Annotated in this window: 23 protein-coding genes; 5 read left to right on the top strand and 18 right to left on the bottom strand. The window is 41.4% G+C overall.

Features of this window, described 5'->3' with window-relative positions:
* The first annotated feature begins 421 nt into the window (after positions 1-421).
* Both AN619_RS05000 and AN619_RS05005 read left to right on the top strand, forming a co-directional pair.
* Positions 422-2,002, top strand: a complete 1,581-nt coding sequence (locus AN619_RS05000; RefSeq protein ID WP_068555384.1) for a sodium-dependent transporter — start codon at positions 422-424, stop codon at positions 2,000-2,002.
* Positions 2,003-2,268: 266 nt separating this feature from the next.
* Entirely contained in the window at positions 2,269-2,964 is a 696-nt protein-coding gene (locus AN619_RS05005) for a hypothetical protein (RefSeq protein ID WP_068555385.1), read from the top strand.
* Between the two features lie 20 nt (positions 2,965-2,984).
* On the opposite strand, the gene AN619_RS05010 is transcribed toward AN619_RS05005, so the two are convergent.
* From AN619_RS05010 to AN619_RS05025, 4 genes are all read right to left on the bottom strand, one after another.
* Positions 2,985-5,147, bottom strand: a complete 2,163-nt coding sequence (locus AN619_RS05010; protein WP_068555386.1) for a DNA topoisomerase III — start codon at positions 5,145-5,147, stop codon at positions 2,985-2,987.
* Between the two features lie 141 nt (positions 5,148-5,288).
* Positions 5,289-5,810 carry a chromate transporter gene (locus AN619_RS05015; protein WP_068555387.1) on the bottom strand — a complete coding sequence of 174 codons (522 nt, stop codon included), beginning with the start codon at positions 5,808-5,810 and terminating at the stop codon, positions 5,289-5,291.
* The gene (locus AN619_RS05020) at positions 5,794-6,345 is read right to left on the bottom strand and encodes a chromate transporter (RefSeq protein WP_068555389.1); all 552 of its coding nucleotides are present in this window, start codon (positions 6,343-6,345) and stop codon (positions 5,794-5,796) included. Before AN619_RS05020 ends, AN619_RS05015 begins: the two co-directional genes overlap by 17 nt.
* Before the next feature lie 133 nt (positions 6,346-6,478).
* Positions 6,479-7,594, bottom strand: coding sequence for an aminopeptidase (locus AN619_RS05025; protein WP_068555391.1), 1,116 nt, complete (start codon positions 7,592-7,594; stop codon positions 6,479-6,481).
* 295 nt (positions 7,595-7,889) lie between these two features.
* On the opposite strand from AN619_RS05025, the gene rd reads away from it, so the two are divergent.
* Positions 7,890-8,051: a rubredoxin gene (rd, locus tag AN619_RS05030; RefSeq protein ID WP_068555393.1), complete on the top strand. Its 162-nt coding sequence runs from the start codon at positions 7,890-7,892 to the stop codon at positions 8,049-8,051.
* Positions 8,052-8,190: 139 nt separating this feature from the next.
* A complete protein-coding gene (locus AN619_RS05035; RefSeq protein ID WP_068555395.1) occupies positions 8,191-9,087 on the top strand; it encodes a DMT family transporter in 897 nt (298 codons plus the stop codon).
* Between the two features lie 205 nt (positions 9,088-9,292).
* Here the strand turns inward: AN619_RS05035 and yihA are convergent, their stop codons facing one another.
* The 6 genes from yihA to tig form a co-directional block, all read right to left on the bottom strand.
* Entirely contained in the window at positions 9,293-9,946 is a 654-nt protein-coding gene (gene yihA, locus AN619_RS05040; RefSeq protein WP_068555396.1) for a ribosome biogenesis GTP-binding protein YihA/YsxC, read from the bottom strand.
* Positions 9,936-12,284 (bottom strand): endopeptidase La, encoded by a 2,349-nt coding sequence (gene lon, locus AN619_RS05045; protein WP_334292193.1) that lies wholly within the window; start codon positions 12,282-12,284, stop codon positions 9,936-9,938. The genes yihA and lon overlap by 11 nt, the downstream gene beginning before the upstream one ends.
* Positions 12,285-12,516: 232 nt before the next feature.
* Positions 12,517-14,208, bottom strand: coding sequence for an ATP-dependent protease LonB (gene lonB, locus AN619_RS05050; protein WP_068555398.1), 1,692 nt, complete (start codon positions 14,206-14,208; stop codon positions 12,517-12,519).
* Between the two features lie 120 nt (positions 14,209-14,328).
* Entirely contained in the window at positions 14,329-15,603 is a 1,275-nt protein-coding gene (clpX, locus tag AN619_RS05055) for an ATP-dependent Clp protease ATP-binding subunit ClpX (protein ID WP_068555400.1), read from the bottom strand.
* Between the two features lie 18 nt (positions 15,604-15,621).
* A complete protein-coding gene (clpP, locus tag AN619_RS05060) occupies positions 15,622-16,206 on the bottom strand; it encodes an ATP-dependent Clp endopeptidase proteolytic subunit ClpP (protein WP_068555402.1) in 585 nt (194 codons plus the stop codon).
* 24 nt (positions 16,207-16,230) lie between these two features.
* Entirely contained in the window at positions 16,231-17,517 is a 1,287-nt protein-coding gene (tig, locus tag AN619_RS05065) for a trigger factor (RefSeq protein WP_068555404.1), read from the bottom strand.
* Positions 17,518-17,941: 424 nt separating this feature from the next.
* Here tig and AN619_RS05070 point away from each other — a divergent pair, with 424 nt between their 5' ends.
* A complete protein-coding gene (locus AN619_RS05070) occupies positions 17,942-18,145 on the top strand; it encodes a hypothetical protein (protein ID WP_068555406.1) in 204 nt (67 codons plus the stop codon).
* A 136-nt stretch (positions 18,146-18,281) separates the two neighbouring features.
* On the opposite strand, the gene AN619_RS05075 is transcribed toward AN619_RS05070, so the two are convergent.
* From AN619_RS05075 to AN619_RS05115, 8 genes are all read right to left on the bottom strand, one after another.
* On the bottom strand, positions 18,282-19,241 hold the full coding sequence (locus AN619_RS05075) for an ABC transporter ATP-binding protein (protein WP_068555407.1): 960 nt from the start codon (positions 19,239-19,241) through the stop codon (positions 18,282-18,284).
* 11 nt (positions 19,242-19,252) lie between these two features.
* Positions 19,253-20,242 (bottom strand): ABC transporter ATP-binding protein, encoded by a 990-nt coding sequence (locus AN619_RS05080; protein WP_068555409.1) that lies wholly within the window; start codon positions 20,240-20,242, stop codon positions 19,253-19,255.
* Positions 20,243-20,270: 28 nt separating this feature from the next.
* On the bottom strand, positions 20,271-21,167 hold the full coding sequence (gene nikC / locus AN619_RS05085) for a nickel transporter permease (RefSeq protein WP_198153243.1): 897 nt from the start codon (positions 21,165-21,167) through the stop codon (positions 20,271-20,273).
* Positions 21,168-21,199: 32 nt separating this feature from the next.
* The gene (nikB, locus tag AN619_RS05090; RefSeq protein WP_068555411.1) at positions 21,200-22,126 is read right to left on the bottom strand and encodes a nickel ABC transporter permease; all 927 of its coding nucleotides are present in this window, start codon (positions 22,124-22,126) and stop codon (positions 21,200-21,202) included.
* 115 nt (positions 22,127-22,241) lie between these two features.
* A complete protein-coding gene (locus tag AN619_RS05095; protein ID WP_068555413.1) occupies positions 22,242-23,783 on the bottom strand; it encodes a glutathione ABC transporter substrate-binding protein in 1,542 nt (513 codons plus the stop codon).
* Between the two features lie 578 nt (positions 23,784-24,361).
* Positions 24,362-25,132: an acyl-CoA dehydratase activase gene (locus AN619_RS05105; protein WP_068555417.1), complete on the bottom strand. Its 771-nt coding sequence runs from the start codon at positions 25,130-25,132 to the stop codon at positions 24,362-24,364.
* A 14-nt stretch (positions 25,133-25,146) separates the two neighbouring features.
* Positions 25,147-25,404 carry a DUF3343 domain-containing protein gene (locus tag AN619_RS05110; RefSeq protein WP_068555419.1) on the bottom strand — a complete coding sequence of 86 codons (258 nt, stop codon included), beginning with the start codon at positions 25,402-25,404 and terminating at the stop codon, positions 25,147-25,149.
* A gap of 9 nt (positions 25,405-25,413) precedes the next feature.
* Positions 25,414-26,721 (bottom strand): double-cubane-cluster-containing anaerobic reductase, encoded by a 1,308-nt coding sequence (locus tag AN619_RS05115; protein ID WP_068555421.1) that lies wholly within the window; start codon positions 26,719-26,721, stop codon positions 25,414-25,416.
* Between the last annotated feature and the right edge of the window lie 24 nt (positions 26,722-26,745).

Genomic DNA, 26,745 nt, shown 5'->3' on the forward strand with positions numbered 1-26,745 from the left:
GCAAGTATACGAGAAAACAAATTCATTTTTTCTATGGGATCCTATGTATTATAAAAAATTTTTTCTGCATGAAAATAAACAAGTTTTGTTACAAATTTATGGTTTTATGGAAATAAAATGAATTTTATTGATAAAAAAATGTCATTCTAGCCAAACAAAATACAGCTCCTTATCCATGGCTAATCTTTATAAAAAAAATAGATTATTTCTAAATATAGCATTTTTAAAATAAATAAAATTATTTGAAAATCAAGTAATTATTCCTCATTTCTCCCATGTACTTTGACAAAAAATCAACAAATAGTTTTCCAATTTTAAACATTCAGAAAAGTAAAAATAATCATTGATAAAATTTTCGAAAGTCAGTATAATGGAAGTTGAAATAAAAATCATTTATTTTTTAAAAGGAGGGAGCATTCATATGAGCAATTCAAGAGAAAACTGGGGCTCCAAGATAGGTTTGATTCTTGCCATGGCGGGAAATGCCGTAGGCTTGGGCAACTTCTGGAGATTCCCCTATCAAGCTGCTAGCAACGGCGGCGGTGCATTCATGATTCCTTATTTTGCTGCACTTTTATTAATCGGTATTCCTGTTATGCTGGTTGAGTGGAACCTTGGCCGTTATGGCGGCAAGTATGGCCATGGTACGTTAGGGCCTATGGTATATTTGCAAGCCAGAGAAGGAACAAAGCCAAAAACTGCTCTTATTATCGGATCATTGGCAGGAATGATTGCTTTCGGTGTAACACTTCTTGTAAACTCCTATTATAATCAAATTATCGGTTGGACTTTAGGCTACAGCTTCTTATCCTTGACCGGCGGCTATATGGATACTGCCCAATCCACAGGTGCAGTATTTGTAAATTATATTCAAACGCCGTCACTGGCTATTACTTTCTGGGTATTGGCTTTGGCCGGACTGGGCTTTGCCGTTATGAGAGGTATTCAAAAGGGTATTGAAGCATGGGCAAAGATAATGATGCCTGTACTTTATGTTTTTGGTATTATTCTTGCTATCCGTTCTTTGACTATCGGCAGTCCTGTAAATCCTGATTGGTCATCCATGAAAGGATTAAACTATATCTGGAATCCCGACTTCGCAGCCTTGAGCTGGAAATCTGCCTTAGCTGCAGCGGGACAAATTTTCTTCACATTATCTATCGGTATGGGTATTATCTGCAACTACGCTTCTTATCTGAAAGCGGATGATGATGTTGTTGTATCCTCCTTGGCAACCATTTCATTGAATGAGTTTGCAGAGGTTATCCTAGGCGGTACTGTTGTTATTCCTATTGCCTACGCCTTCTTAGGGCCTGAGGGAGTAGGAGCCGGTGTAGGTCTGTCCTTCATCGCCCTGCCCAACGTATTTAGAACAATGGCCGGTGGTCAGATCTTCGGATCTCTTTGGTTCCTGTTGCTGTTCTTCGCAGGTTTCACATCCGCCATCGCCATGTACAACTATCTGGTTGCCCTGCTGGAAGAAGATTTGGGTGTTGCCAGAAGCAAGGCTGCATGGATCGTATTTATCGGATACATCATTGTGGGTCTGCCTGTGGCATTGGAGCCAATCTTAACAAAGACAGCAGAACTTGTTTATTTAACAGAAGTCGACAACTGGGTAGGAAGCTACCTGCTGATTGTATTAGGTTTAATTGAAATTATTGCAGTTGCTTGGCTGATGGGAGACCGAGCACTGGAAGAAATGAACCGCGGTGGTTTGTGGCAAATTCCAAGCTGGTTCTTCAACCTATTCCACAAGGTTTTAACACCGGCTGCAATCGCCATACTGCTGTTCTTCTCAACACGGGACTACATCACAGCCGGATACTTTAAAGCGATCCCATCCTTTGTTGAGAAAACACCACAACTTATTCCTTGGGTAAACGGCGCCAGAATCGTTCTCGTAACTGTATTGGCTGTTGGATTTATTCAATCGTATAAATCCATTAGCTCTAAATACAAAGAAGAGATCGAGACTAACAAAGTCTCTGTGCGTATGTAAGGAGGTATAAATTATGACAGGTGCAGCATTGGGATTTTTAGTAGTAACATGGTCTATCATCTTAGGAGCTATCGTGGTCACCATGAGACCACTGTTGAAAGCTGGCAAATAGAGCATAAGCCCCACCTTTTGGTGGGGCTTTCTCACCCTATATGCCTCTTTTTTTCTAAAAAACATCTTTTTTGAATATACAACAGAAATTAGGTATATGATACAATTAATATGGTTTATTTTGCATGATCCATCAACTTGTAAGGAGTGATTCCATGGAAACAACGCAACTTCTAGATATAATCAAGGAATTGCAGGGCCTGGCAGCAAATCCTCGAATCATCCAAGAGGGAAAAGGCCTGAAACTCCAAAACACCCTTGTATCCCTAGAAAAACAGTTTCAGGAAATCAAGGTTCCGGAAAAATATCAAAACATCTATAGCGCCCTGTGCAAGAAAGGAAAAGAAACCGTTAAGGCATTAAAAGAAAGCAAAGATACCAGGGGCAATCAGGACAAGCTGGAAGCCTATATACGGTATCTCCATGCGGCAAAGGGTGACTTTGAGGGAAAAACCAATGAAGTGAACAAATATTTGAGGACTTTTGTTTTCACTTCTGCCCTATTTTTGGCCCTCTCTCCCCAGTTTTTTGGTTTTATTCTTCCTGCGGTATTTTTTGTGCCCATCTTTTTGGGGATCCGGGGTGTAAAAAACCGCTCTATGACTGGATTATATATGAGCCTGGCAGTGGCACCCGCAGCCTTCATGACATCCTTCATTTGGATTCGTTACGGCATCTATGCCTTATCCCATCATCAGGAAGCTGTGGAAAGGGTAATGGCCGATACAGGAAGATCCTTTGCATTTGCCAGAGCTCTCGTTACAATTCCTCCTGTCTTGGCAATTCTTCTGCTATTCCTTGCCTCCCTGCAAGTTTATCGAGGCATCAAAACAAAAAATCTTTTTGTATAGCAAAATAGAGGGGGACGATATCACTCCCCCTCTTCTTTCTTATCAGCAAGCTTAGGATTGGAAAAAACAAAGGCCCATCCCCAATAGCCTGAATCTAACCGCTTTAATTGAATCGTCCCGTCAAATTTCTTACCGCTGTTTGGAGAAACCATTCCTTTGACCAGTGCTTCTCCTTTTGTAATCAGTTGCTTTGCTACGGTTTTGGTCATCTTCTTTTTGTACCTGGCCATTAACTTGTCTTCTTTAAATAAACGAAAAGTACAACCTTCTTTATAGCGGTCACAGTAAAAATTTTTTTCTCCTTCCATGACTTTTCCTTGCCCGCAGCTTGGGCATAATCCTATCGAAGGGATTACATCTTTTTCTTTCTCCTCAGTCCCCCTAGGCTTCTTCTTCCGTGAAAAGGTTACTGCCGTTTGCCTTTCATTGGCATCGCGCACCAAAAAAACTATAAAGTTGCGTATCTTTTCCATGAATTGTTCTGGATCCATTTTCCCTTGGGCAATCTGATTCAGAGCCTTTTCCCATTGACCTGTAAGCTCTGGAGAAGATAGGGCTTGAGGCACCAAATCAATCAGTTTCATTCCCTTTTCTGTAGGAATGAGATTTTTGCCTTCCCGAACCACATAACCCACCTGTATCAGCCTTTCAATGATGGCTGCCCTGGTAGCTGGCGTGCCGATACCGCTTTCCTTCAGCTGCTCTTTTATTTCTTCATCTTCCACAAATTTCCCGGCATTCTCCATAGCTGAAAGAAGCATACTTTCATTATATGGCTTTGGCGGCTGGGTCTGCTTTTTTTCCAATTTTGCTCCATGGACAGCAACTTTTTGTCCCTTTTTCACCGGTGGAATATTGGGCTCTTTTTCTTCCTCCTGCTCCAAGACCCTCCATCCCAGTTGAATGACTTGTTGCCCCGTGGTTTTAAAGACTTCTCTCTCTACCTCCGTGATAACAGTGGCACTGTGATAAATATAATCAGGATAAAATACAGCAAAAAACCTAATCGCAATCAAATGAAATATGTTTTTTTCTTCCACAGAAAATTTTTCTATATCTACTTTTTTATCCGTAGGAATAATGGCATGATGGTCACTGACTTTACTGTCATCTACAATCCGCTTTGTCACGGGCAACTTTTCCAAGCTCAACAGATAGCTACAATATTCCTCGTATTTGCCATCCTTTAAATTTTGCAATTTTCTTTCCAAGCTTTTTATCATATCCCTCGACAGATATCTGCTATCTGTCCTCGGATAGGTGATGGCTTTGCGCTTTTCATATAGGGCCTGGGCGATATTCAAGGTTTGTTCTGCCCTATAGCCGTAGCGCTTATTGGCCTCCCTTTGCAACTCCGTCAAATCATAAAGCAGCGGCGGTTTTTTTACTACTTTCTTTGTTTCAATTTCCGCAACCTTTCCTTCTTTTCCTTCTACTTTTTCCTTTAATTGCACTCCCATATTTGGGTCCTCAATCTTTGTCTCCTTCGTTTTAGGGTCAAACCAGATGGCCTGATATCCGCCAAAATCACATTTCAATTCCCAGTAGTCCTTGGGTACAAAATTTCTGATTTCTTTCTCACGGTTCACCAGCAAAGCCAACGTAGGCGTCTGCACCCTTCCAATGGTAAGAAGATCCCTATACTTCATGGTATACGCCCGGGTAGCATTCATCCCTACCAGCCAATCGCTTTCACTCCTGCATTTGGCGGAATAGTACAAGGAATCATAGGCTTTTCCGTCCTTTAAGTTTTTCAATCCCTCTCGAATGGCTTCATCGGTCAGGGAAGAAATCCATAGCCTCTTGACAGGTTTTTGACAATTGCAAAGCTGATAAATATACCGAAAAATCAATTCTCCTTCCCTTCCTGCATCCGTTGCACATATGACCGTCCCCACATTTGCATCTCCCAAAAGCTTCTTGAGGATGGCAAACTGCTTATAGGTATTGGGGATGGGCTTTAATTTCATTTCTTCCGGAAGTATGGGCAGGGTCTTCATGGACCATACCTTGTATTTCATATCATAATCCTCGGGCTCCCACAGGGTTACCAGATGTCCTATAGCCCATGTGACGATATAATCATTGCCTTCCAAATATCCTTCTTTTTTGCCTTTGCATCCCAATATCCTGGCAATGTCCTTTGCCACACTGGGTTTTTCTGCAATCACAAGATTTTTCATCCCGTTACCTCTTTCCCCGAATTGATGTTCGCATGCTTCTATCTTATTGCAACCCTTCAAAAAGATCAAGTTTTTTGTATTTTATTCCCACTCCCTCGCAATCTGCAAATAATGGGTGAGAAAAATACCGTAACGTATACGCTAATAGATCCATGCACCTATAATCCCAGCAGTCACAATCGCCAGAATGGGATGCATTTTCAACCGGCCCACACCGATAAAAATCACAAATGCAATACCTACACTCTTCCAATCCACAAAAGCCGTTTTGCCGATGGAAATGCCTGCACTCAAAATCAGTCCCAATACAGCAGGCCTGATTCCCTCAAATACAGCTTTTGTTCCTTTTGCATCTTTGATCCCCATGAAGAATTTCGCCAGCAAGGTAATCAAGATAAAGGAAACAATGGCCACCCCGATGCTGCCTGCCAGGGCACCCGCCATCCCTGCTACCTTATAGCCTACAAAGGTCGATGCATTTACTGCAATCGGTCCCGGTGTCATTTCCGCGATGGCTACGACATCCACAAACTCCTTGGCACTAAGCCATTGATGATTCCGTACAATCTCCTCTTCAATCATGGGGAGCATCGCCAGACCGCCGCCAAAGCTAAAGGCACCGATCTTTGTAAAGGTTAAAAAAATTTTAATGAGTGTTTTCATCGGTCTTTTCTCCTTTAAAAATGAAATATCCCAAAGCACCGGACAAAATCATCACCAAAATGGGATGGAACCCAAATACCGTAACCAGTAAGGTCACAACACCTACCCAGGTCAAATTCCATAGATTTTTAGGCAAGGGTTTGCCCAGCTTCATGACTGCAACCAAAATAAGAGCTGCCACAGCTGGTCGGATGCCGCTAAATACCGATTCAAGAAGGGGTATGCTGCGAAACTGGACAAAAAAAGCCGCAATCAAGGTGATGATGATGATAGAAGGCAGCATTGTTCCCAGACACCCCAATAGAGCTCCCGGAAAACCAAAAAGCCTGTAGCCGATATATGTAGAAGCATTGACAGCAAAAGCCCCAGGAATAGTCTGGGAAAGTGCTATGATATCAATAAATTCCTCGGCATCAATCCATTTATTTTTTTCCACAATTTCCTCCTCGATGAAGGGAATCATGGCATATCCTCCCCCCAAAGTAAAGGCACCGATTTTGAAGAAAATAAAAAACATCCGGAATAGTTTTTTCATGGGCTTGATTCCTTTCCATAGATCATATTTTTATCCTTTCAAAATTTTATATAATTTCCGGCTGCCTGTCAAATTCATCCCCCATAACAAACCATAAAGGCGCGGATTTTCCACGCCTTTACCTTGTACGTCTTTATTTTAAATTTTCGGGATTCAAGCACTCTAATTCCGGAACCACAAACAATCCGTCTTTTCTGATTAATACATCATCAAAGTAAATTTCACCTCCGCCATACTCGGGAGTTTGAATACATACCAAATCCCAGTGGATGGCTGATTTGTTGCCGTTGGAAGCATCATCATAGCTTTGTCCCGGTGTGAAATGAAAACTTCCCATAATTTTTTCGTCAAACAGCGTATCTTTCATCGGTTTCAAGATATAAGGATTGACGCCGATAGCAAATTCCCCGATATATCTAGCCCCTTCGTCGGTATTGAATACCTCGTTGATTCGTTCCGTATCGTTGGCTGTTGCCTTTACAATCTTACCGTCTTTAAATTCTAATCGAATGTTTTCATATGTAAAACCTTGGTATACGGCAGGACAGTTATAAGTCAATACACCGTTGACGGAATCTTTTACCGGTGCGGTAAATACTTCTCCGTCCGGAATGTTCATTTTGCCGTCGCATTTGATTACCGGGATGCCTTTGATAGAAAAAGTTAAGTCTGTTCCCTGTCCCTTGATATGTACTTTATCGGTTTTTTCCATCAAAGCTACCAAATGGTCCATTGCCCTTGACATCTTTCCATAATCCAAATTGCATACATTAAAATAAAAATCTTCAAAAGCTTCTGTGCTGGTATTTGCCAACTGAGCCATAGAATAATTAGGGTATCTTAGCACTACCCATTTTGTATGATTAACCCGCTGCTCCGAATGAACAGGTTTTAGAAAATGCTCCATATAAATCTTCATTTTGTTGCCCGGAACATCGCTTAATTCCGTAGCATTAAATCCTGCCCGGATACCAATATAGGCATCCATGTCCTTCATTCTCTCCAGCTCATATTTTGCCATCATCTTCATTTGCTCTTCCGTACATTCCAGCAGCATTTGCCTGAGAAGCTGATGGTCTTTCACAGTAACAAAGGGAAGAGCTCCTGCTTTATACGCCTCTTTCACCAATTGCTTTACTAGAGGCACCTCATAGCCCATTGCTTCGATCAGCACTTTTTCTCCCGGCTTTAATTCCGTTGAATAATGGATGAGGTTATAAGCCAGTTTTTCTATTCTTGGATCCAGCATCATATCATCTCCTTGTAAATTTATAAATAAATTTTGTTAGAAAACATTTCTTATATCATATCCTTTATATGTATCAGTTTTTTTATTCATATTATACCACTAATTGTCTATCTTTGCCTCTATGATTCCAAAATAATAAAAATATTTAACAATTTCTGCGGATCGATGCATAGATGTTGAGCTCCTGCATATAAATCAATATTGGAAATCATTTTTTTGTTTAGAATGATCAGCGGGTGGGTAAAATCAAACTAGATTGTTAATCAAATGCTTATCAATGAAAGGAGAATGTTCAATGCAAAAATACAGATGTATGCCCTGCGGTTATATTTATGATCCGGAGGTAGGCGACCCCGACGGAGGTATTGCTCCAGGAACAGCCTTTGAAGATATTTCTGATGATTGGGTATGTCCCATTTGCGGCGTAGGCAAAGACATGTTTGAACCCGCTGAATAATTTACATGCATCTGAGGCTTCCAAGCATAGGCTATGGAAGCCTTGCTATTTTTGTGATAAAATATTGAGGTATTGAAAATACTTTTGTTTTAGGTCTTTTGCCATCATTCATCGACAAAATACTCCGGGAGGGAATAGCATGAAGAAACAGTATCAGGCGGATCTGGCTTTATTGGGGGTAACCTTGGCTTGGGGGGTTTCCTTTATCCTGACAAAAAATTCTTTAGCAACACTGGAAACCTTTAATTTCTTAGGCATCCGATTTCTCATTGCAGCAATTGCTTCGGCCTTGTTTTTTTATAAGCGCTTTATGAAATTGGATCGTGCCACACTGAAATATGGAATCTTCATCGGAATCATCATGTTCTCCGGCTATGCTGCACAAACCATCGGCTTAAATTATACAACGGCTTCCAAATCTGGATTTATCACTGGTTTTTCTGTTGTTATCGTTCCCATTTTTTCTGCCATTGTTCTGAAAAAAATACCCAGATTTTCTTCCGTGATCGGCGTTATAGCGGCCATCATCGGCTTGGGCCTGCTGACTCTAGATGCAACTTTGCAATTAAATATAGGGGATTTTTATACGCTTATCGGTGCTTTTTGCTTCGCCTTTCACATCATTACGGTAGGAAAATATGCCGTGCAGGTGGATTCTATTAATCTGGCCATCCTGCAGATCGGAGTAGTAGGAATTCTCAGCACTGTTGTCAGTGTTATCTTTGAAACGCCTATCCTCCCCACCGATGAAGGGGCGTGGTTTTCTATTCTATTTTTGAGCTTTGTTTGTACTTCCGGCGCATTTATTGTACAAAATGCTGTGCAAAAATACACTACCACCACCCATACCGCCCTTATTTTTACGGGAGAACCCGTATTTTCCGCCATATTTGCCTATTTCCTCTTGGGAGAAGTCATGAATGCCCGGGGCATCTTCGGCAGCATTCTCATCGTGGCCGGCATGCTGGTTGCCGAATTGGATATTGATTTGTCCTTCCTGAAATCGGGAAAAAAAGAAGCTTTAAGGGAACAATAATAATAGTAAAACAACGCTAAGGTTTGATTTATGACTTTATAAAGATAAGCTTTTTATGCAGCAAATGTTTCGTTGCCAGTTGCCAGTCATCAGTCACCAGTACTGGCAACTGATAACTGGCGACGAACTGCTATTCAAAAATATAACTTTTTACAATAAATCTAATTTTAAAGTTGTAGATCCATAGAAAAAAACAGAGGAAGGTTTATCTTTCCTCTGTTTCTTCATTTTCTTCAACGCCGTCTGTATTTTCTTTATCAAAATAAAATCCGTTTACCCGAAATATCTCCCCAATGACTTCCCAAAGCTCCTCTTTTCCTTCCCTTGTCTCTGACGATATAGGGATCAGCAAATCCTCTTCATCCATTTCCAGCGTCTCCCGAATGAGCTGCAAGTGTTTTTGTCTCTGCCCCCGGCTGATTTTATCTGCCTTTGTAGCAAGGACAATGCCATGAAAACCAAAATACTTAATCCAGTGATACATCTGCTGGTCCTGTTCCGTAGGTTTGTGCCGTATATCCACCAACTGAAAAACCTCCAGCAAGTTTTTACGGTTATTCAAGTAAGTTTCTATCATTTTTCCCCACTGTTCCTTGCTGGTCTTTGCCACCTTAGCATACCCATATCCGGGCAGGTCCACCAAATGAAATTGCCCATTGATTCGATAGAAATTAATGGTTTGGGTTTTTCCCGGGCTGGCACTGGTCCTTGCCAATTTTTTTCGATTGGTAAGCATATTAATGGTAGACGATTTGCCTACATTGGACCTGCCGGCAAAGGCAATCTCCGGCATATTTTCTTCAGGATATTGGGTAGGTTTTACGGCACTAATTACGATTTCAGCACTTTTAATTTTCATGACATTCTTCCTTCCTTACCAGGGCATGCTCCAATACTTGATCCATATGCTCTACAAAGACAATCTCCAACTTCCTTCTGATATTTTCTGGAATTTCCTCGATATCCTTTTGATTTTCCACAGGCAATAATACTTTTTTGATTCCTGCCCGATTGGCCGCAAGGACCTTCTCCTTAATGCCTCCTACGGGCAGCACGCGTCCCCTCAAGGTAATCTCTCCTGTCATAGCCACATTTTTATGAATTGGAATATTGGTCAAGGCCGAAATGACAGCCGTCGCCATGGTAATTCCCGCCGACGGTCCATCCTTAGGAATGGCTCCTTCAGGAATATGAATATGGATATCTAAAGTCTGATAAAAATCTTCCGGTAATTTTAACTCTTCCATTTTAGAGCGGATATAACTGATTCCTGCCCTTGCAGATTCTTTCATGACATCGCCCAATTGACCCGTAAGCACCAATTTCCCGTTTCCTTTCATGGTGGTAACTTCGATGGACAAAGTATCCCCACCCACTACAGTCCAAGCCAAACCCGTTGCAATGCCCACTTCATTTTTTTCTTGGGCTTTGTCATATCTAAATCTTGGGATGCCCAGATAATTTTTAAGATTGTTGGGATTGACACGAACTACCTTCGCCTTCTCTTCCAGCATTCTTCTGGCAGCTTTTCTGCATATGGTGGCAATTTGTCTTTCTAAATTTCTTACGCCCGATTCCCGGGTGTAAGAATTGATAATATCGCGAATGGTCTGCTCTGAAATTTGCAAATTCTCCGGCTTTAAGGCATGCTCCTTGATCTGTTTCGGCAAAAGATATTTTTGAGCAATAACCACCTTTTCTTCCTCGGTATAGCCCGATACCTCAATCACTTCCATTCTGTCCAAAAGAGGTCTGGGAATGGTTCCAAGGCTATTCGCCGTAGTAATGAACATTACCTTGGACAAATCAAAGGGTACTTCCAGATAATGATCGGTAAATTCCTTATTCTGCTCCGGATCAAGGGTTTCCAATAAGGCTGCAGCAGGATCTCCTCGAAAATCGCTGCTGAGTTTATCAATTTCATCAAATAGAAATACAGGATTCTTAGAACCCGCTTCCTTGATGGCAGAAATAATCCTTCCCGGAATAGCGCCGATATATGTTCTGCGATGTCCTCGAATTTCTGCCTCATCCCGCACACCACCTAAGGACATTCTCACAAAGTTTCTATTCAAGGAGCGTGCAATCGACTTGGCAATAGATGTCTTTCCTACGCCGGGAGGTCCCACCAAACAAATAATGGGGCCTTTCATGTCTTTGGCAAGTTGCCGGATGGCCAAATATTCCAATATCCTTTCTTTTACACGCTTTAGTCCGTAATGATCTTCATCTAAAATTGCTTTTGCCCGCTGAATGTCCAATTGATCCTTTGTCTGTTTATTCCAAGGCAAATCCAATATCCAATCTACATAGGTGCGAATCACGCTGCCTTCGGCAGATCCCGGGGCCAATCTGGAAAGCCTGTCCACTTCCTTCAAAACCTTTTCTTCTACCTTCTTCGGCAATTTTGCCTTTTGGATGCGCTCTCGATAGGCCTCCCCTTCATCATCGATGCCGCCATAATCCCCAAGTTCTTCCTGAATAGCCTTTAGCTGCTCTTTGAGATAATATTCTTTTTGCAGTTTATTGATCTGCCGCTTTACCTTTGCATTGATCTCCCTTTCAATCTCTAGAATTTCTATCTCCCGGAGAAGGAACCTATAGAGAACTTCCAATCGCTCCTTCGGATGAAAGGCTTCCAGTATTTCCTGCTTCTGCTCTATTTTCAAAATCATATGGGAGGCAATGACATCGGCCAATCGACCGGGCGCTTCTATGGTTGTAACAGACATAAGTATTTCCGGTGAAATCCTGTTGCTGATGGCCACATAATTTTCAAAGGCATCCAGGACAGCCCGCATTAGGGCTTCCAACTCCTTATCAATTTTTATTTCCTCCCCGAAAATTTCCTCTTCTACCTCTGCCTGAAAGAAGGGGTCCTCCTGAAGGAGCTTCACAATTCTTGCCCTGCTGATCCCCTCTACCAAAACCCGAATGGCATCCCCCGGGAGTTTTAGCATCTGCTTAATTTTTGCAACCGTTCCTACCTGATAAAAATCTTCTGCCGTAGGAAGATCGGTTTCAGCTTCTTTTTGCGTCGTAAGAAAGATCAATTGATCATTTACCATGGCTTCTTCTAATGCATGAATGGATTTTTCCCTGCCTACATCAAAATGCAATACCATATATGGAAAAACAGATAATCCTCGCAGCGGTATTAAAGGCAGGGATTCTCTTTTTGTCTTTCGGCCTTCCATGCTCATCAACTCCTCATTATTCAGGATAACATCTATATTTTTCGCATTGTTGCTGTGAATATTCCTCAAATTCGGATATCTTATATATACACATCTCGCCGGCAAATAAACAATCCTGTCATGCAATTTATAATTATATAGAAAACTGGACATCTTTTCAATAGCCATCCTTGTTCATATCCTATGCTATTTTACCATAAACCCAAAGAAAAAGCCATGAACAGTCCTTTTTCTACAATAGGATACTGTTATGGCTGTTTATACCTTCTGCCATAGCGATCACCCGAGGCTCAACAGGTAAAGAAGATACCTGTATTCGCTCCTTGATGACGGCATAATCTATGACCTCCTGAATATCTTCCACAGGAATGACTTCAATGCCCATATCGCGAAATCTCTCCTGCCAATTTTCCGCAGGAATCAGTACTCGTGTGCATCCCGCCTGTTTTGCAGCTTCTACCTTTGCCACCACGCCACCCACGGGGTTTACTTTGCCCCTGATGGAAATCTCCCCCGTCATGGCAATCTTGTTGTCTATTTCTGTATTGGTGATGGCTGAATAAATGGCCGTTGCCACAGTCACTCCTGCAGAAGGTCCATCCATCATCATCCCTCCCGGAAAATTCAGATGGATGTCATAATCCCTCGGATCCATATGAAAGCATTTCCGCATCACTGTCAGTACATTCTCCACAGAACCTTGAGCCGTGCTTTTTCGCTTCAGCTTTCTTCCTGTGGAAGTTACCTCTTCCTCGTGAACAATACCTGTGATGATAATTTTTCCGGTCCCTTTTTCCGTAGGTATGGCTGTCGCCTCTGTCTCCGACACAACCCCTATGTTAGGACCTATGACTGCCAAGCCGTTGACGACACCCACCTGGGGAGCTTTGGCAAGTTTTGATTGAGGTCTGGGATAATAGTGCCCACTCTCCACCACCCACTCCAGATCCTTTTTGGTCAGGATTTTTCTAGATTCATTCAAAGCCACACCACTGGCAATTTGAATCATATTGATGGCATCTCTTCCACTGGCGGCATACTTTTTGACGATCTCTACAGCCTCTTCTTCGATAGCAAAATGAATTTTGTCTACGGCCCTTCTGCATATCACCGCGATTTCTTCGGGCAGCAGAGGGCGAAAATAAATTTCTGTACATCTTGACCGCAAGGCCGGTGGAATCTCAGAGGCACTTCGGGTGGTGGCCCCCACAAGCCTAAAATCTGCCGGCAATCCTTTTTGAAAAATCTCATGAATATACTTCGGCGTATTAGGATCTTCCGAATTATAGTAGGCACTATCTAAAAACACCTTTCTGTCTTCCAACACCTTTAATAGCTTGTTCATTTGCACCGGATGGAGTTCTCCGATTTCATCTAAAAATAAAATACCCCCATGGGCCTTCGTCACAGCTCCCGGCTTTGGCTGAGGAATTCCTGACTGGCCCAAAGGCCCTGCCCCTTGATAGATGGGATCGTGAACTGTTCCCATTAATGGATCTGCAATGCTGCGTTCATCAAACCTTAAGGTCGTAGCATCTAATTCAATAAATTTCGACTGATAATTAAAAGGTGAATGGGCTGCCTTTTTAGCTTCCTCCAGTACTAGCCTTGCGGCAGCTGTCTTGCCTACACCCGGAGGACCATAGATCAATACATGCTGAGGATTTGCACTGCACAGGGCTGCCCGAAGAGCTTTGATACCATCTTCCTGTCCAATGATATCTTGAAAGGATTGGGGTCTTGTCTTTTCTGAAAGGGGAATGGTTAAAGAGATATTCCTTAGTTCATTCAGCTTTTCCAGCTCTTTTTTTGATTCTTTTTCTATGGCGGATCGATTGCCCGTTTGATTTTTCAACAGATTTAAAAAGTATAGCCCAATGACCACCGCAAAGAAAAATTGGACTAAGAAAAAAGCACTTGGCAATTTTATTTTCCTCCTTTCGTCCCTGTTTCTATTAGTATGTGAATGAAGAATCCTTCCTATGATGGACAAAAAATGGAGGAAAAACAATATAGTAGGCGAATCCGCAGATCCGCCTACTGACTAAGAAGCAGTTTCTTCTTTTTTCTTTTTGCTCTTTCTCTTTTTGGCATCGGAAAGAAGCAATGTAGGTTCCGTTGCATTTTCAACGGTTTCTTTTGTAACAACACACTTTTCCACATCTTCCCTGGATGGAATGTCATACATCACATCCAGCATAATATTTTCTACGATGCTTCTTAACCCTCTGGCACCAGTTTTTCTTTCAATGGCCTTTTTGGCAATGGCTCTGAGGGCTTCTTCATCGATTTCAAGCTCTACATTATCCATTTCAAAAAGTCTCTTATATTGTTTGATCAAAGCATTTTTGGGTTCGACCAAAATCTTGACGAGGGCTTCCTCATCCAATTCATGCAGGGTCACAATCACCGGTACCCTTCCCACAAACTCTGGAATTAAACCATATCGCAATAAATCCTCCGGTTGAATCCGGTTGAGCAATTCTCCAACATCCTTCTTCATATTGCTCTGAATATCCGCTACAAAGCCCATGGATTTTTGTCCGATACGTCTTTGAATGATCTTATCGATTCCATCAAAGGCGCCGCCGCAGATGAACAGGATATTGGTGGTATCAATTTGAATAAACTCTTGATGGGGGTGTTTTCTTCCTCCTTGAGGAGGTACGCTGGCGATCGTTCCCTCTAAAATTTTCAGCAGTGCCTGCTGTACACCCTCACCGCTTACGTCGCGGGTAATAGAAGGATTATCTGATTTTCTGGCAATCTTATCAATTTCATCAATATAGATAATCCCCTTTTCCGCCCGTTCTATATCATAGTCGGCTGCCTGAATCAGTTTTAGCAGGATATTTTCTACATCTTCGCCCACATAACCTGCTTCCGTAAGGGAAGTAGCATCGGCGATGGCAAAGGGAACATTCAAAATTCTTGCTAATGTCTGGGCAAGCAGAGTTTTTCCTGATCCCGTAGGTCCAAGCATGATGATATTGCTTTTTTGGAGCTCTACATCATCCGGTTTGCCTTCCCGGTTAATTCTTTTATAGTGGTTATACACTGCTACAGCCAATGCTCGTTTTGCCCTTTCTTGTCCCACAACATATTGATCCAGTACATTTTTAATCTCCTGGGGCTTCGGTAAATCTGTCATCTCCATTTCCATATGCTCATCAAATTCTTCCTGAATAATTTCCTGGCATAATTCGACACATTCATCACATATATACACACTGGGTCCGGCAATAAGCCTTCTCACCTGATCCTGAGATTTACCGCAAAAAGAGCATTTTAACTGCTTCTTTTCATCAAATCTTGACATTATTACACCTCTCTTGTCTTATTTCCTAGAAGTGATCACCTTATCTATCAAACCATAGGCTACGGCTTCAGCAGCATCCATAAAGAAATCTCTATCTGTATCTCTTGCTATTTTCTCCAACGGCTGTCCAGTTCTCTCACTTAAAATTCGGTTAATGACATCCCGCATCTTTAAAATTCTTTCCGCATGGATACGAATGTCCTCCGCTTGGCCCCGTGTTCCTCCCAAGGGCTGGTGAATCATAATTTCAGCGTTGGGAAGGGCAAATCTTTTTCCCTTTGCACCGGCTGCCAGCAAAAACGCACCCATGCTTGCTGCCATGCCGATGCAGATCGTGGACACATCCGGTTTGATGAATTGCATTGTATCATAAATGGCCATTCCGGCAGTGATAGATCCTCCGGGACTGTTAATATAGATGCTGATGTCCTTGTCGGGATCCTCAGATTCTAAAAACAGCAGCTGTGCTACCACCAAACTTGCCGTATGATCATTAATTTCATCTCCTATGAATATAATTCTTTCTTTCAAAAGTCTTGAATAAATATCATAGGACCTTTCTCCCCGATTGGTCTGCTCTATTACCATTGGAATTAAAGGCATCTTCTTTACCCCCATTCGTTGCCGTTATTTTGTCACATTTGCATTTTCCACTAAAAAATCTATCGTCTTTCTTACTTTGATACCCTCTTTCATGTATCCGTAATCCGATTCCTTTAGGGAAGCCCTGAACTTCTCCGCGTCGGTATTATACTGTTTTGCATATCTTTCAATTTCTGCGTCGATCTCTTCCGGATCTGCTTCAATATTTTCCTGCTTAGCGATTGCTTCCAGGGTTAGCTGGGTTTTTACTCTATTGTATGCATCATTTCTCATTTGGTTTCTAATGTCTTCTTCTTTTTGATTCATATATTGAAGATATGTTTCCAAATTTAAACCTTGGAATCTCAACTGATAATCCAGCTCGTTCAGCATATCATCCAATTGATGCTCCACCATGATCTCGGGAATATCTATTTGTGCATTCTCTGTAACCTTTTTCACGACTGCATCCCTTAACTCTCTTTCATCTCTATTTTTTGCACTTTCTTCGAGCTTTTTGCGAAGATCCGCCCTTAATTCCTCCAAGGTATCGAATTCGCTGACATCCTTTGCAAACTCGTCATCTAATACAGGCAGCTCTTTTTCCTTGACTTCATGGATTTTTACCTGAAAGATGGCCTCTTTACCCGCCAAGTCAGCTGCATGATATGCCTCAGGGAATGTTACCTTTACTTCTACGTCTTGCCCGGCCTCTGCTCCGATCAGCTGATCTTCAAATCCGGGGATAAATTGTCCCGACCCGATGACCAGCGTTTGTCTTTCAGCAGTTCCGCCTTCGAACTGTTCATCTCCTACAAACCCTGCATAATCAATAATTAAAGTATCTCCTTCTTTGACAGGTCTTTCTACAGCAATCAGCCTTGCATTTCTTTCCCTTAATCTTTCGATTTCCTTTTCCACATCTTCTTCTTTTACATTATACTCTTTTTTCTCTACTTCTATACCTTTGTATTCTCCCAGGACCACCTCCGGCACCACCGTTACTGTAGCCGTAAGTACCAGATTTTGCCCCTTTCCAATTTGTTCAATATCAACAGCCGGTCTGTCCACGGGATCTAAGCCATGATCCTTTACTGCCTTCTCATATGCTTCAGGGAAGATGGTGTTGATTGCTTCCTCATAAAATACACCCTCCCCATAATGAATCTCTATTAGCTTTCTAGGTGCTTTGCCCTTTCTAAATCCGGGGATATTGAATTTCCCCTTCATTTTATGGTAAGCTTTTTGCACCGCATTTTCAAAATCTTCAGCACTTGCTTCAATCCTTAAGGTTACTTCATTATTCTCTTTTTTTACTACTGTTGAATTCATTGAATTTGTTCCTCCTCTATATTTAAAATGTGCTTAAAGTTTACGGGTTTGTTGTGAAAAAGATTTGCCATGATAGTCTATACCTTAATCCTTACTATTATAACATAAAAATGCCATGAAAACTAATATTTTGCAACAAGTTAAATTTTTGTTGTTTATCCTCTGCCTGGGACTTTTTCCCTGGGGCTAAGAAAAGGATGCCAATACTTTAAAGACCAATGGATTTTCCATTGGTCTTTTATACAAAATAAGTTTTTCCATATACATTATACCATTACCCATAAAATTGTAAACCAATAATTCAAAAATTGCAAAATTTTTTCCTCTGTGAAAAAAGGAATCCTCTGTAACCTTTTTCGCATCCTGTCATACTATAACATTAGGTGCAAAACCCAATGTTCAGAAATCAAGGAGGTTATAGGCTATGAGTGAAGCAAAAAAAGGTTTTTTCGCCGGATTTGGTGACAATACATCCTTGTTGTTTTTCTTCCTGCTTTTGGTCGTCCTATTCTTCAACGGCGGATTCTTTGGCGGAAGCTGCTTTGGAGATAATGATTCCCTATTGTTCTTCTTCTTGCTATTGGTTGTTTTATTCGGATGGGGAGGTTTCGGCCACATCGGCTACTAATCCCGGAACCGATTTTCCCTCATTCTTTTATTCAGGAAAACGCCGCAGGCCTGCACAGGAAGCCAAATCTCAAGGGTTTGTCTGCAAAATTTAGGGATACAGATCATTGCTGTATCCCTATTTTGCATGATGGCCTTTACTTGATCACCTCTAAACAATCGCACGCCACAAAATGTCCCGGTGATATTTCTCTCAATGTACTGTCTTGTTTTGTACAAGCGTCGGTAGCATGAGGACAACGCTTTGCAAAGCGGCATCCCGGCTGTGGATTGATCGGAGAAGTAATTTCGCCCTTGAGCAGGATTCTTTCCTTCTTGTGTTTGATGCTCGGTACAGGAATTGCCGATAAAAGGGCCTTTGTATACGGATGCAACGGATTTTTAAACAGTTCCTTTGCCGGGGCCAGTTCCACCAGTTGTCCCAGATACATTACGGCAATATTATCGGAAATATGCTTCACAACGGAAAGGTCATGGGTAATAAACATATAGGTTAACCCGAATTCTTCCTGCAGGTCTTGCATTAAGTTTAAGATCTGGGCCTGAATGGATACATCCAGCGCAGAAACAGGCTCATCGCATACAATAAACTTGGGATTCACCGCAAGGGCTCTGGCAATACCGATCCTTTGTCTTCTTCCCCCGTCCAACTCATGGGGATAAGCATTATATAATCTTTCCGCTAATCCTACCGTAGACATCAAGGATGCAACTTTCTTATCCAATTCTTGCTTATTCTTTACCAGTTTATGAATCAGCAGAGGCTCTGCGATGATCTCGCTTACCGTCATCCTTGGGTTTAAGGATGCATAGGGGTCCTGAAATACAATCTGCATCTCTTTTCTCAGATCCCTCAATTGGCTTTTATTAAATGTTCTGATATTCTTCCCTTCAAACAATATTTCTCCGTCCGTAGCTTCCAACAATCTTAGTACAACTCTGCCTGTAGTAGATTTGCCGCATCCCGATTCCCCTACGACCCCTAACGTCTCACCTTTATTAATAAAAAAATTCACGTTGTCAACGGCATGCAAATATCCGTTCTTTACTTTGAAATATTTTTTGAGATTTCTGACCTCTAATAGTTTTTCTGCCATGCTTCCACCTCCTATGCTTTCACGATTCCTTCATAGATTAAACATCTTACCTTGTGTCCGTTCCCTAAATCCGTCGTCTTTGGCATTTGTTTTTTACATACATCCGCTGCCTTTGGACATCTTGGATGGAATGGACAACCGGACGGCAAGTTTGTCGGGTCCGGCATTAGCCCCTTGATAGGATTTAATCGTTCCACCTCTTCTTCAAGGTTTGGAATCGATCCGAAGAGTCCCCAAGTATAAGGATGTTTGGGATTTTCAAATAAATCTTCTAAAGAAGCCGTTTCTACAATTTCTCCCGCATACATGATGGCTACCTTATCGCAAACTTCAGCCACTACCCCTAAATCGTGGGTAATCAGAATCATGGCCGTTTGGAATTCCTTTTTCAGATTGTTCATTAAATCCAATACCTGGGCTTGAATGGTTACGTCCAGCGCCGTTGTTGGTTCGTCCGCAATCAACAATTGAGGATTGCATGCCAAAGCAATGGCAATCACTACCCTTTGCTTCATACCGCCGGAGAATTGATGAGGATATTCACTATGTCTATTGCCGGGAATCCCAACCATCTCCAGCATCTTTTTTGCTTTCTCAATGGCATCCTGTTTGCCTAGGCCTTCATGAATCTGAATCACTTCTGCGATCTGCTCGCCCACGGTCAATACGGGGTTTAAAGATGTCATGGGGTCTTGGAAGATCATCGAAATCTTGTTGCCCCGGATGTGTCTCATTTCCACTTCCGATTTCTTCAATAGGTCCTCCCCTTCAAAGAATATCTCTCCACCGAGAATTTTCCCTGGAGGATTCGGTACAAGCCTTAGGATGCCCAAAGCCGTTGTTGTCTTGCCGGCACCTGTTTCCCCCACCAAACCCAAGGTCTCTCCTCTATTCAACTGGATATCTATACCGTTCACAGCTTTTACTGTTCCATCTTCCGTGATATAGTGAATCGTTAAGTTTTTAATATTTAACAATTCTTTTGTTTCTGCTTTGCTCATGTCATACACTCCCTTCTATGGTAAGGTATTATTGTTTTAACTTAGGATCCAGAGCGTCTCTTAAGCCGTCACCCAATAGATTTAATGCTAAGATTGTAATCATAATCAACAGTCCTGGGAAAGTGGTTACATGCCATGCATATCTCAGATATGCTCTTCCTCCTGAAAGCATAGAACCCCACTCGGGAGCCGGTGGCTGAATGCCTAAACCGATAAAGCTCAAGCCTGCCGTAGAAAGTATTGCACCTGCAACCCCTAAAGTTCCTTGTACAATTACGGGTGCTAAGGCATTAGGGACGATATGCTTTGTCACAATTCTAAAATCACTGGCACCTATTGCCCTTGCTGCTTCAATAAACTCTTGATCTCTTAATGATAAAACCGAAGCTCTGACAATTCGTGCATAAGAAGGAACCGATGATATGCCAATTGCCAGCATCAAATTAAAAAGGCTGGGGCCTAGTGCCGATACAATAGCAATCGCCAATAATATACTTGGGATCGCCAAAAAAATATCCATGGCTCGCATAATCACATTATCTATCTTGCCTCCATAATAGCCTGCTACAGCCCCTAATGTCCCTCCAATGAGTATTGAAATACCCACTGCCACAATACCCACTTTCAGGGAAACTCTGGCTCCATGAACAAGTCTTGCAAAAATATCTCTTCCAAACTCATCTGTTCCCAGCCAATGCTTGGCACTGGGTCCTTGTAATCTTTGTGCAAGATTTTGCTTGATTGCCACTTCTTCATAAGGAGCAATTACATCGGCAAAAACAGCTGTTAGAACTAAAATAATTATAATTGCCAAGCCAAACATCGCCATCTTATTTTTACTCATTCTTCTAAAAACTTCTAGCCAAATACTTCTTTTCTTAGGAGTAGTGGGAACCGATGCTTGTGTTTCTGTCATCTTTATCATTTCATCAACCTCCTTTAATCATACTATATATGCTACTTGTATTGAGATTTAATTCTTGGATCTACAAACGCATAAAGAATATCGACACCCAGATTGACAAAACTAAATGTTACTGCAATAAAAACAACGGTAGCTTGTACCATCGGTGTATCTTTTTGCTTAATAGCATCTACCAGGAGTCTTCCAACCCCAGGCCATGAAAAGACAGTTTCCGTAAGCACAGCACCCCCAAGTAAATATCCAAATTGCAAACCCACAACGGTAATTACAGGAATTAGTGCATTTTTCAATGCGTGCTTATTCACAACAGTTTTCTCATTTACTCCTTTTGCTCGGGCTGTTCGAATATAATCTTGTCTTATTACTTCCAGCATGGAAGATCTTGTCATACGTGTAATAATTGCAGCAGAACTGGTTCCCAGGGTCAAGGCAGGAAGGATGAAATTAGCGAATCCTCCGTAGCCACCGGAAGGCAACCATCCTAAATATACCGAAAATAAAAGAATTAGCATCAGCCCCTGCCAAAAGTTTGGCATAGATACTCCAATCAGTGCCGCAATCATACTTATACTATCAAATAACGAATATTGCTTTGTCGCTGAAATAATTCCAACAGGAATACCGATTGCAACAGCAATCAATACGCCTAAAGAAGCTAATTGCAATGTAGCAGGGAATCTACTAAATATTTCTGCAAATACTTCTCGGTTCGTAGTGTAAGATCTTCCAAATTTGCCCATCATTGCATTCTTGACAAATCTTCCATATTGCATTAGAAATGGATCGTTTAAGCCCATCTCTTCTCTCAATCTTTCTACCGCTTCCGCCGGTGCTTTTTCTCCTAAAATCATTTGGGCAGGATCCCCTGGTGTCATGTACATAATTGAAAAAACAATAAATGTTACTCCTAATAGTACGGGAATTAACATCAATAGTCTTCGAAATACATATTTATGCATATGCTGCCTCCCTCCGTTTATAAACATATTTCTACTTTTTTCTTAACTTTTTTTAATATTTCCTTTCCAAAGTAAAAGTGAGACCTCGCATAGGGTCTCACCAATGTATGTTAAATTAATAGCTGACACCAAATAATCTGTGATGCCCTGCCGGATGCAATCGGAATCCTTTTATACCTTTTTGCATACCAACATTTTGAGTTTGATAATAAAGATTTGCTGCCGGTGCTTCTTCAACTACAATTTTTTGCACTTCAAAATATGCCTTTTCTCTTTCTGATGTATCCACAGAAGTTCTACCCTTTTCCAACAATTCATCTACTTGAGGATTCTCATAGAACGTTCTATTTCCTGCACCACCTTTTGCTGAGCTATGGAATAATGCATACATTCCATAATCAGCATCTCCTGTTACAGTTACCCAACCTAAAATGAACATATCATGCTCGCCTCTGGCTGTTCTATCAAGATAGCTTCCCCATTCTAATGTTTCAATAGCTACATCAATTCCGATTTCTTTTAATTGTGCTTGTATAATTTGGGCAATTTGAACTCTTACAGGATTGTCATTCGTCCAAAGAGTTGTCTTAAATCCACCTTCTAACCCTGCTTGTTTCATCAATTCTTTAGCCTTTTCCACATTATATTCGTAAGGCTTGATATTTGGATTATGACCAAACACTTTAGGACCAATCGGTGCGCCTGCTTTTTCCCCTGCACCATTTAATACAGCCGTAATGATATCATCTCTATTGATCGCATAGTTAATAGCTTGTCTTACTTCTTTTTTGTTGAAAGGTTCTTTATTTACATTAAAACCTATATATGCTAAAGATAGAGACGGTTCTTCAATCAATGTTAATTTTTCATTGTTTCTTACTTTATCTTTATCAATAGGCTCAATGTCATAAGCAATATCCACTTCTCCTGTTTCCAAACCTATGGTTCTATTTGTTCCTTCGGTAATATTTCTAAAAGTAACCTTTTTAATTGCAGGAGCTCCTTCAAAATATTCTTCATTTGCCACCAATTCAATTTTGTCTCCCGCTTGCCAGTTGGAGAATTTAAACGGACCAGTTCCTACCGGATTTTGACCATAGTTATCTCCTGCTTCTGTAACAGCCTTTTCATTTAAAATAGATGCTGCTGTATGGGACAAGTGGGAAAGAATAGGTCCAAACGGCTCTTTTAATTTGATAACAACCTTGTAATCTTCCGGCGCTTCTACTGACTCAATTGCTTCTACAATATGAGCTACTTTATCAGACTTTAGCATTCTTTCTAATGTAAACTTAACATCGCTTGCCTTTAATTCTTCACCATTGTGGAATTTTACGCCTTTGCGAATATCAAATTCCCATGTTTTTTCATCTTTTTGTTCCCATTTCTCAGCCAATCCAGGAACTATTTCCATGTCTTCATTTGCTGTTACTAAAGTATTATAAATTTGCTTCATTACTCTCGAAGACGGTTGATCGTTTGTTGCATGCGGATCAAGGGACTTTGCATCAGCACCTTGTGCTACTACAATTTCTTCTTTGGCAGGTACCGCATTTTCACCTTGCTCAGCTGGCTTTTGTCCGCCACATCCTGTAACGACTAAGGCAAACATTAAAACAAGTGCCAATACTGCTGCAATTTTCTTGTTTCTTAGCATAACGTTTTCCTCCCTTTTATAATTGAAATGTTATATTACATTTGAGGTGGTCCTTCCTCAAAATTGTAACCTGTAATGGTTTTGCATCTCTTTCCTTTGGGTACATCTCTCAGACGCTATAGAAATTTTCATACAGCTCGTCATGGCGATAGATGCATAAATCTTACAATTCATATAATATAAAAATCTTTTCTCCATTTCAATATTGTTTTTCTGCCCTTTTTTTACCGCAAGGACTGGTGCATTGAAAATTCTGCCTTCTGTTATATTTAACAAATTCTTAACATTTGTTGTCTCTATATTACATTTTTTTAATACAAGCTGATAGATAGTATTTTCAAGGCTTTTCCTTTTGTGTGCATAGTTCAAATATTCAGAACTTTATTTCCTTTTTTTGCTCTCTTGGCGATTGTTGCTGATTTTTGCGAATTCTTTCTTGCACCTTTCGATGGATTTCCTTCTTTTTTTTGTATTTTACTAACATTTTTACTTTTTTCTATATAGATTTGCAACTTCAAAATAAAATTTATTCAAAAACAATAAGGATAGGACAAGGAGTCAATTGCAGACCCCTTGCCCTATCCTTGAAGCATTTCCCAACCGATCACTGCAGCACCCAGTGCCCCTACAACTTGAGTATCCTCTGCAGTATACACAGGCCTTTTTATTTTTTTCTCAATGGCTTCTTTGATTAACCTGCTTTTGGCTACGCCGCCTGTAAAGGCTACTTCCCCTGATATATTCAATTTCCCCATCAGAAAAGCTGCCTTGTTTGCTATAGATGCAACAATTCCTGCTGCAATGGATTCTTTCGAAACTCCCTGGGCCAAAAGACTGATAATTTCTGATTCAGCAAATACCGTACACATGCTCGTAATATTTTGAGGGCGGGCTCCTTCTGCCAATTGATCCAAATCCTCAATTTCTGCTCCCAACAGATTTGCCATTACTTGAAGAAATCTGCCTGTCCCTGCAGCACACTTGTCATTCATGATAAAGTCCTGCACATTCCCTTTGTAATCCAAGAGAATAACTTTGCTGTCCTGCCCTCCGATATCCAAAACCGTGCGGATTTGATTGTTTAGAAAAAAGGCCCCTTTCCCGTGACAGCTGATTTCTGTAATGCCTTTATGGGCAAAATCCATGGTCACTCTTCCATACCCAGTGCCAATGATTTTCTTTACTTCTTCCCTTTTTATTTTTGCACGACGAAGCAGCAGTTCACAAACGGTCTTTGACGCTTTTTGGGGACTCCAACCTGTGGGAATGATCACCTGTGCCACAATATCCCCTTGAAACAGAACGCCCTTTGTGGCTACCGATCCCGCATCAATTCCGATAGTATACAAAGCTGTCTCCTCCCTTATCCAAACCAGTTTCTCCTCTTTTTCTCTATGGTATAAATCCCTTCCGTTCGGATATCAGTATACTCCTTTAGAAGTTCTTCTACCACCGTCACATCCTCCGGCCTCACCATAATGGATATCCCGCAGCATTTGCTCAATTCCCTTGGCGTAGGGGCAATGGCATATTTTATTCCCCTGGATCTCAAAATCTTTTCTAAAGCAATTCCGTCGGCATGGGAAGGAAATAATACATAACTCTGCCGTTGCATTTTCATTGCGTCACCCTACTCCGTAGCCGCCACTTCCTTTTTGGCTTTGGAAATTTCTAGCATTTCAAAGAAGGCTTCCAGTCTCGTTTTGATCTGTCCTGCATCCTGAAGACTATAATCGCTTTCAACCATGATCACAGGAATTCCCGCCTGATCCAAAGCCTCTTTTACCTTTTTGTATTCCAAAGCATAGGTATGACAGAAAGGCAGGCTGTAATATACAACCCCATCGGCCCTATATTCTTTATATAGGCGGATAATATCATCAATTCTGCCCTTATTGGGCGTAAAACAGGCACAGTTGATCCCTAAATATCTGTCCGCCAACCCACGAATTTGTTCTTCCAGAGTATTTCCTTCTTCTTTTACCAGATTTTCAAAATATCTGGTGCCTGTGCATGTCTCCTCACAGACAACGGCTCCGCCGCTAGTTTCAATCATATGGTGAAGTTTCCAGTTTGGGATCGCCATGGGCGTACCTGTCACAAGAATTCTGGGTGTACCCTCTTTGAAGACCCCTATGCCCTTGGCAATTCTATCTTCCAATTCCTCGCACAATTCTGCTACTTTTGCAGTAAATCGCTCGGGGTCGTCATAGAAAGCAATTTGCGTAATTAACAGCACATCCTTACCACTGATGGGAAGATTCTCTGCTTTTCTGGTATTGTATAATCTTTGCAGCACGGCCCTCTTCTGATTGATTCGCTGAATTCCTTTGGCCAACTTTTCCTCGGTAATTTCATTCCCCGTTAATTTTTCAATCTTTTCCTTGAACAGCCAGAGCTCATCCATCCAGTGCAGATAGTCCTTCTTCCGCTTCATCTGGGGCAAATCCATCACATGCATAGGTACATACCCTTCAAGAATTTCCCACGCCTTTTTCTTCCCGTCACAGGTTGTTTCCCCTACCAGCAGATCTACTGACTGAAAATAAGGACAGGTTCCGCTTAATTTTGCTCCCACAGAAGCTTTAATCAGGGGACACATATTTCTCGGAAGCACCCTTTCTCCATCGGGAATCCAAAAATCCGAACCGCCGCACAGGCCAACACCAATGGCATCTGCCGCAACAATCATCTCGTCAGGCACAAACACACAAAAACTGCCCAACACTTTGCCTCCTTGCTTCCTATGCTCCGCCAGCTCCTGCACCCTCAATCCATGGATTTCCGAAATCACAAAATTAAAATAGTTCATCCCTTCGGGACGATTCTCCTGGGATAAATAAATATCCCCATAAAATTCCGGCAATACTGCACACAATTGATCATGCTTTTCCAAATCCATGTCCAATGACTGCCACAGATCTCTGTAATCACCCATTGTATCAAACCCCCTTGCTTTATA

Origin of the sequence: Thermotalea metallivorans (genome assembly GCF_001562415.1) — a bacterium.
In the GTDB taxonomy this organism is placed as follows: Bacteria; Bacillota; Clostridia; order Peptostreptococcales; family Thermotaleaceae; genus Thermotalea; species Thermotalea metallivorans.